This is a genomic window from Paenibacillus kyungheensis, from assembly GCF_028606985.1.
Taxonomy (GTDB): domain Bacteria; phylum Bacillota; class Bacilli; order Paenibacillales; family Paenibacillaceae; genus Saccharibacillus; species Saccharibacillus kyungheensis.
On sequence record NZ_CP117416.1, the window covers coordinates 2,568,814 to 2,576,547 of the forward strand.

General features: G+C 46.3%; 2 protein-coding genes. Both read left to right on the forward strand.

Annotation, left to right across the window (positions count from 1 at the left end):
• Nucleotides 1–35: 35 nt before the first annotated feature.
• Complete coding sequence (locus PQ456_RS11085) at nucleotides 36–6,452, forward strand: non-ribosomal peptide synthetase (protein ID WP_273616187.1); 6,417 nt, start codon at nucleotides 36–38, stop codon at nucleotides 6,450–6,452.
• Between the two features lie 2 nt (nucleotides 6,453–6,454).
• A complete protein-coding gene (gene fabD / locus PQ456_RS11090) occupies nucleotides 6,455–7,726 on the forward strand; it encodes an ACP S-malonyltransferase (protein ID WP_273616188.1) in 1,272 nt (423 codons plus the stop codon).
• Nucleotides 7,727–7,734 lie beyond the last annotated feature (8 nt).

The window sequence follows — 7,734 nt, forward strand, 5'->3', positions numbered from 1 at the left end:
GGTTGTGACGGGTCAGGGGAAAGGAGCGTCGAACGGTGAGCGATAACTTTACAAACTCTGTTCTTGCAGCAAACGACAAGACAGTCAAAGAGAAGGCTTACTGGCAGGAGAAAATGCAAGGAGATCCGGTGATGAGTGTATTTCCATCCGAACATCGTATCATTGATGGCGGAGAGGGAGCTAACTCTGTTTCTTTTCAATTCAATCATGCTGTATCAAATCAATTGAAGCACATAAGCAACGGTTCTGATTACGGTATGTTTATCCTCTTTGTGGCAGGGATGAATTTGCTGTTATCTCAATATACTAATAGTTCGGATATTGTCATAGCGATGCCAGCATTTCGACAGGCTCACGATGTGGACAACGAGGACGAAGCACGGTTGCTTGTTCTGCGGACGTCACTACAGAACTGTAACCATTTTAGGGATGTACTGAAAGCAACCAAGCAAACCGTTACCAAAGCGAATGTCCATCAAAATTATCCTTTTCATCTTGTGATGAAACATGGAGGCATGCTTACTGATCTTGATACAGATACACAGGCTCAGATACTTGTTGGGTTTGATCGTGTTCACGATCTTCCTCAGGTCAAAGAATCTAGGGCAGAAATCATTATAATACTGTCCTCTTCGGAACAAACACTTGAGGTACAGTTCAGTTTTAACCAAAGTCGTTTTGAGCCGAAAACTGCTCAACAATGGGGCACGCATCTGGAGCGCCTATTTGAAGAAGCATTGTTTCACCCCGAAAAATCTCTATCGGAAATCGGGGTATTAAAAAATAATGAAATCGAGATATTGACGAACCAATTTAATAATACGCAAGCCGAATACGACAAGGAAGCGACCCTGCCTCACCTGTTCGAGGAACAGACTGCGCGAACGCCAGACCAAACAGCCGCGGTGTTCAGCACCGGATCGTGGACGTACAGCGAGCTGAACAAGCGCGCGAATCAGCTGGCCCGAACGCTACAAGCCAAAGGGGTGAAGCCGGATCAGTTGGTGGGGGTATTGCTGGAGCGATCCCCTGAAATGATGATGGGTCTGCTCGCCATTTTGAAAGCCGGCGGGGCGTACGTGCCGATCGATCCCACCTATCCTAAGGAGCGGATCAGCTATGTGCTACAAGACAGTGGCGCTTCGCTACTGCTGACACGCGGAAAAGAGACCACCCTCGACGTGCACTTCGAGGGAGAGGTGCTTGACTTGACCGACGAAGCGCTGTACACCAACGATGACACTGATTTATCTGGTGGAGCAGGGGCGAATGATATAGCCTATGTCATCTATACCTCCGGTTCAACCGGCGAACCCAAAGGAGTGATGATCGAGCATCAGGCGGTGATCAACCGGTTGCAGTGGATGCAAAAGCAGTTTCCGTTGACCACTCGCGACGTCATCTTGCAAAAAACACCGTTTAGCTTTGATGTCTCGGTGTGGGAGTTGTTCTGGTGGAGCTTGTCCGGCGCGTCGGTCGTGTTTGCCGAGCCAGGAGCCGAGAAAGATCCGGAAGCTCTTGCGCAAAGTGTCCATGAACACCAGGTGACCGTGATGCACTTCGTGCCTTCGATGCTTCAGCTGTTTTTGGAGCATGTGGAGGCAACCGGAGGGGATAAGCTGCGCTCCTTACGCCGCGTCTTCGTCAGTGGAGAAACGCTGCAAGCGAGTCAAGCCAGTCGGTTCGGACGGTTGCTCAAAGACAGATGGGGAACAGAACTGATCAATTTGTATGGCCCGACGGAGGCGACCGTCGATGTGTCGTACCATGAATGCTCGTGCGAAGATCACGTCACGCACATTCCGATTGGGCAACCGATCGACAACATGTCCCTGTATATTCTGGACCGCGAAGGACGAGTGCAACCGGTGGGGGTACCCGGCGAGTTGTACATCGGGGGCGTGGGTCTAGCCCGCGGGTATTGGAACCGTCCGGAGCTCACCGAGGAGCGGTTTACGACGCAGAAAGCCGTACCAGGGATACGGTTGTACCGGACCGGGGATATCGGGAAGTGGCTATCGAACGGGGAAATGGCCTACGGGGGACGGATCGACCATCAGGTCAAAATTCGAGGAAACCGTATTGAGCTAGGGGAAATTGAGACACAGTTATTACGGCATCCTCAGATTCAGGAAGCGGTGGTGACGGTACACGAAGCCGAAGCAGGGCGGAAGGAACTGAGCGCGTATTACGTCTCGGAAGGGGTGCTGGGAATCGGGGCGATTCAAGCGTATGTGGGCGAGCGGTTGCCCGCTTACATGGTACCCACCTATGGGAGACAACTGGAGACGATGCCGCTAACGGCGAACGGGAAGCTGGATCGGAAGCGTCTACCGGCTCCTCAGGCGCAAGCGGAGCAGAGGAGATATGCCGCTCCACGCAACGAGGTCGAGGAGCAGCTGGCAAGCGTCTGGCAGGAGGTGCTCGGGATCGAACGAATCGGCATTGATGAGCCTTATCAAGAAATTGGTGGCGATTCAATCAAGACGATTCGAATTATTTTTTTGATCAAAAAGCGTTGCCAAATAGATTTGCAGATGCTTGAGTTTTATCAGCATCCTACAATTAGGGACTTAGCGGATTTTCTCAAAAATCGTGATTCAAATGAGTCTGACGAAAAGCTAGCAGTGGCCAAAGAAAAACTGGCACAGTGGCAACAGGAATTGTTTCAGTCGGATATAGAATGGCTTTTGCCTAATAAGGAAATTGAAGAAGTGTTGCCGCTTAGCGATATTCAGCAAGGAATGATCTATCATTCGCTTACTCATCCGCAATCGAGTCTGTATCATGAACAGTTTTTGTATGAATTTCAAGATGATTCGTTCTCTGAACAAACATTCAGACAAGCGATGGAACTTCTTATTGATAAGCATGCCATTTTTCGGACGACTTTTAATCTGAAAGATCTATCAGTGCCTGTACAGTTGGTGCATCGCCAAGTATCTGTCGATCTGGAATTGATTTCACTCGTTGATTTGGTGAGGGAAAAGCAGGAGAATTTCTTGAATTCATTCTTGGAACAGGATCGTAAGCAACCTTTTATTCAGGATGCAGTTTCCTCAAACATAATATGGCGGATGAGGGTGTTTCAGCTTAACGAGCATCATTACTGTTTAGCCTGGCTTTATCATCACGCTATGATGGATGGTTGGAGTAATGCTTCGTTTATTACTGAGCTTTGGCAAATTTATTTTGGACTAAAGCAAGGTTTAGTGGAGTTAAAACCGCTCCGTCATAGCTACAGAGATATGCTGATTGAGCAGTGGAGTATTCAGGACGATCCTGAGGTGCATTCATATTGGCGAAATGAACTAGAAAATTATAAAAGGTTTGAATCACCTTTTGCTGTTGTGGAAGAAGAGCTTGATGAATCTCTTGACATAACAACAATCATTTTGAACGAGGAAATAAATTTATTATCGTTAATGCAGGCGGCGAAAATCAATCACGTATCGCTTAAAACTATTCTTTTTACTGCTTATGCTTGCATGATGCATATGATCGATGCGGAGAACGACTTTGTTGTCGGGGTTGTAGTGAACAATCGGCCGCTTGTAGAAGACGGTGAAAAAATACTGGGTTGTTTTCTCAACTCGATCCCTGTGCGCATTCGTATAAACGGAACAACCGCTTTACAGGAATTTATGTTAGAAATGGACAAAAAATTGCTAGAGGCACAGCAGTATGGGAAGCTGTCACTAGCACGAATTTTGCAGGCAGTTGGCGAACATGACGGCGGTGGAAACAAGCTATTTGATAATATTTTTAACTATGTTGATCTATATGTATACGACGGTGTATCTCGCGAAATGCGCGACCATCAAACATTAGACAACGTTGGTAACTATGAGCGGACGAATGCGCTATTTCAATTTGACTGCTTTATGGAGAACGAGCATTTACATATTGTAGTCAGACATGAGACTAGCTTTTATCCTAAAGTAGACGTCGAATGTATGATTTCGTCTTATGCCCGAATTCTGAAGGCGATAATCGATGGTTCGGAGACTATACTCAACAAAACGCTGTTTTCAGACCCTAATCAGATTCGCTTATTGCGTGAGAGGGCAGAGACTTACGCTACTCCACTTCCAGACGAGCCAACGATCAGCGGATTGATCGATGCTCAGGCGAAGCGATCTGCACAGCGTACGGCGTTAATCAGTCAATCGGAAAGGCTGACATATGCCGAATTGAACCGAAGAGTTGATCAACTTGCTTGGAGACTTGTTCGTTCCGGTGTTAAAGAAGGAGATATCGTTGCATTAATGGCTAGGCGTTCAATCGAAATGATGATTGGTCTGCTTGCAATTCTGAGAGCAGGTGGTGCCTATTTGCCAATTGATCCCGACTATCCAGATGAGCGTATTCAGCACATGTTCACGGACAGCGGAACGAATGTGCTACTAACGCATCAACCGTACAACGAACGGGTAAATTTTGGCGGTGAAATACTTGATCTGGCAGAACATATTTATGAGGAGAATGATGCAATCAAGCGATCGTTTCCGCACATTCGTCCGAATAATCTCGCGTATTGTATTTATACATCAGGTTCTACAGGGCTGCCGAAAGGAGTATTGATTGAACACCGTTCGGTCGTCAATTTGCTAGAAGGTATGACACAATTGATATCGTTTCAGGAGGATCAAACATTTCTCTCTGTCACGACAATATCCTTTGACATTTTTGTGCTAGAGACGCTTTTACCACTGATGAAAGGAATGTGCGTGGTGATTGCCAATGCGGAGGAGCAGATTGATCCGGCGGCACTCGGACGACTGATGCTTAATCATGATGTCAGTATGTTGCAAGTGACGCCTTCCCGATTGAGGTTGCTTCTGGACAATGAGATAGCTATCGAAGGAATGGCTAAGCTCACGAACATCATGATCGGGGGAGAGTCATTCGGAATAGAGTTGATTCACACGTTTCGTGAGCATTCTTCTGCTCGAGTATTCAACATGTATGGTCCGACGGAAACGACCGTATGGTCGATGGTAGCGGATCTTACGGAAGCGGACGAGGTAACGCTTGGACGTCCGATTGCCAACACGGAAGTCCTGATTGTTGATCGGAATGGCCAGCTTCAACCGTTCGGAACGGTGGGAGAATTGTGCATTGCCGGGGCAGGATTGGCGAGAGGCTATCATGGTCTGCCGGATATGACACAAGCTAAGTTCGTTACTCACCCGATTGATTCCAGCCAGCGTATATACAAGACTGGAGATCTGGCACGCTGGCAAATGGATGGACAAATTAAGTATATCGGACGTCGGGATCATCAAGTAAAAATTCGCGGATATCGAGTGGAACTTTCTGAAATTGAGCATGTGCTAGGAAGCTATGCTGGAATCTCCTCCCCCTTGGTTGTAGCTCAGAAGCGAGACACAGACGAATCATATTTAATCGCTTATTATTTGTCAGAGAAGGAACTGCCTGTAGCTTTGCTTCGGGAACATTTGACTGATCGATTGCCGGATTATATGATTCCGGGTGCATTCGTACAGTTGGAGTATTACCCTTTGCTTCCTAACGGCAAGATTAACCGTGCAGCGTTACCAGAACCGAATTTATCGAGAAACGCCATGATTACACCATTCCGACAAGCGGTTACTGACATCGAACAAAGATTGGCACAGTTATGGCAGGAGATTGTAAGAATAGAGACCATTGGAATGGATGACAACTTTCTGGAAGCAGGGGGGAACTCCATCTCGCTCGTTCAGTTTCATGCCAAGCTGGAATCCTTTTATCCGAATCAGATCAGCATTGCGGAGATGTTCTCTTATCCGACGATCGGCAAGCTTGCAGCAAAATTAGAGCAAGCCATTCCAAAAAAGAAAATTGAGATCGACAGGTTGTTGTTGCCAAAACATTTTCTTAATCTGAGTGGAAGCTTAACCAATGAAAACACGTTTCTTTTTCATTTAAGTAACCCAGCGGTGGACGAGCTTGCCATACTGGCACAGAGTTACAATGTTGAGACAGACGATGTGCTCCTAGCCGCAGGTATATATCTGTTCCATGAAATTACGGAACAACAGGTTATTTCTCTACAAACAATGACAACGCTAAAGAATGAGATGATTACAGTAAGTGTAGATATGCAAGAAATAAGCCATTTTTCGCAATTGTTTCACAGCATTTACGAACAGCGGACACAAGCTATACTTACCTATAAACTTGAGGACTTTCAATTGTTCGCCAAACGTGTTAGACATGGCGCTATTGCTCCATTGTTCTATAGATCCTCATTAGAGACCTCCCATCAACGATTAAGTGATTGGTTTGGTTTCATGTTGGGCTATTCGATCAAAGAAGGTCGAGTAACGTTTACCTGCGACTATGACGGGAATATGATCAATGAAATATCTATGGAGCAATGGGCTGCCGGTTATATAAAACTGCTCGGTGTTTTGACAAATCAATTTTTGAAGGAGGCTCCTTAAAAATGAGAAAACTGGCCTTGGTGTTTCCGGGACAGGGGTCCCAATATATTGGCATGGGAAAAACATTGTATGAGCAATATCCGATTGCTAAAGAAACATTCCAAGAGGCTAACAAAGCTCTTGGTTTCGATTTAACTTCGTTATGTTTTGAAGGATCGCCGGAGCAACTTCAGCAGACGGAATTTACTCAACCAGCGATTTTAACTCACAGTGTGGCAGCATACCGGGTATTTATGCACGAAGTAGGCATACGTCCACATTTTATTGCTGGGCATAGTCTGGGTGAATTTAGCGCGCTGACTTGTTCGGGAGCCATTTCATTCGCTGACGCCGTGAAAATCGTAAACAAGCGCGGGCAGTTTATGCAAGAGTCGGCATCGCTAGGGACAGGAGGGATGTCAGCTATTTCGAGAGTGAGTGCAATCGATGTGGAACGAGTATGCCGAGAGATAAGCACCGAACAAGAACTTGTTACGGTATCCAACTACAATTCGTCTACCCAAACAGTCATTGCGGGCCATATCGGTGCGATTGAAAAGGCAGAACGCAAATTAACAGAGATCGGCGCAGACTTTATTCGATTGAAGGTTAGCGCACCGTTCCATTGCCCGCTCATGAAGCAGGCTTCCTTTCAACTGGAACAGGAGCTTTTGCAAACGCCTTATTCGGAGATACATGTTCCGGTTGTAGCAAACTACAACGCTTTGCCATATCCAGGGGTCAATCGGATCGTTCAAGCATTGACCATGCAGATGGTCGAACCGATACAGTGGAATGCGACGATGCAGTTTTTGAAAAATCAGGACGTAAATATTGTCGTAGAACTTGGTCCTGGTACAGTACTCCGTAATTTAATGAAAAAAAGCTTTAGCTCTATCCATAGTTTCTCCTATGACCGAGAAGTAGATCAGACAGATTTGAAGGAGTTGTTGTCCTCAGACCAATTGGAGTATCCATGTCTCGTATCTCGTTGTCTTGCCATAGCTGTTTGTACGCGCAATAGCAACTGGGATCAGGAGGAATATGAGGAAGGGGTCATCAAGCCTTACCGTCAAATCCAAACGATGCTTGCGGAAATCGAAGCAGCAGCAGTAGAACCGACTCTGGAACAAAAGCGAGCTGCGCTTAATATGCTCAAATTGGTGTTTGCAACGAAGCGTACACCTTTAGAAGAACAGCAGATGAGATTTTCCCAACTGTTTGAAGAAACCAACACTGGCGATATGTTTGCAGATGAAGTTCAATTACCTATGCAGACATCCTTTACGAGCTAGACAGGAGG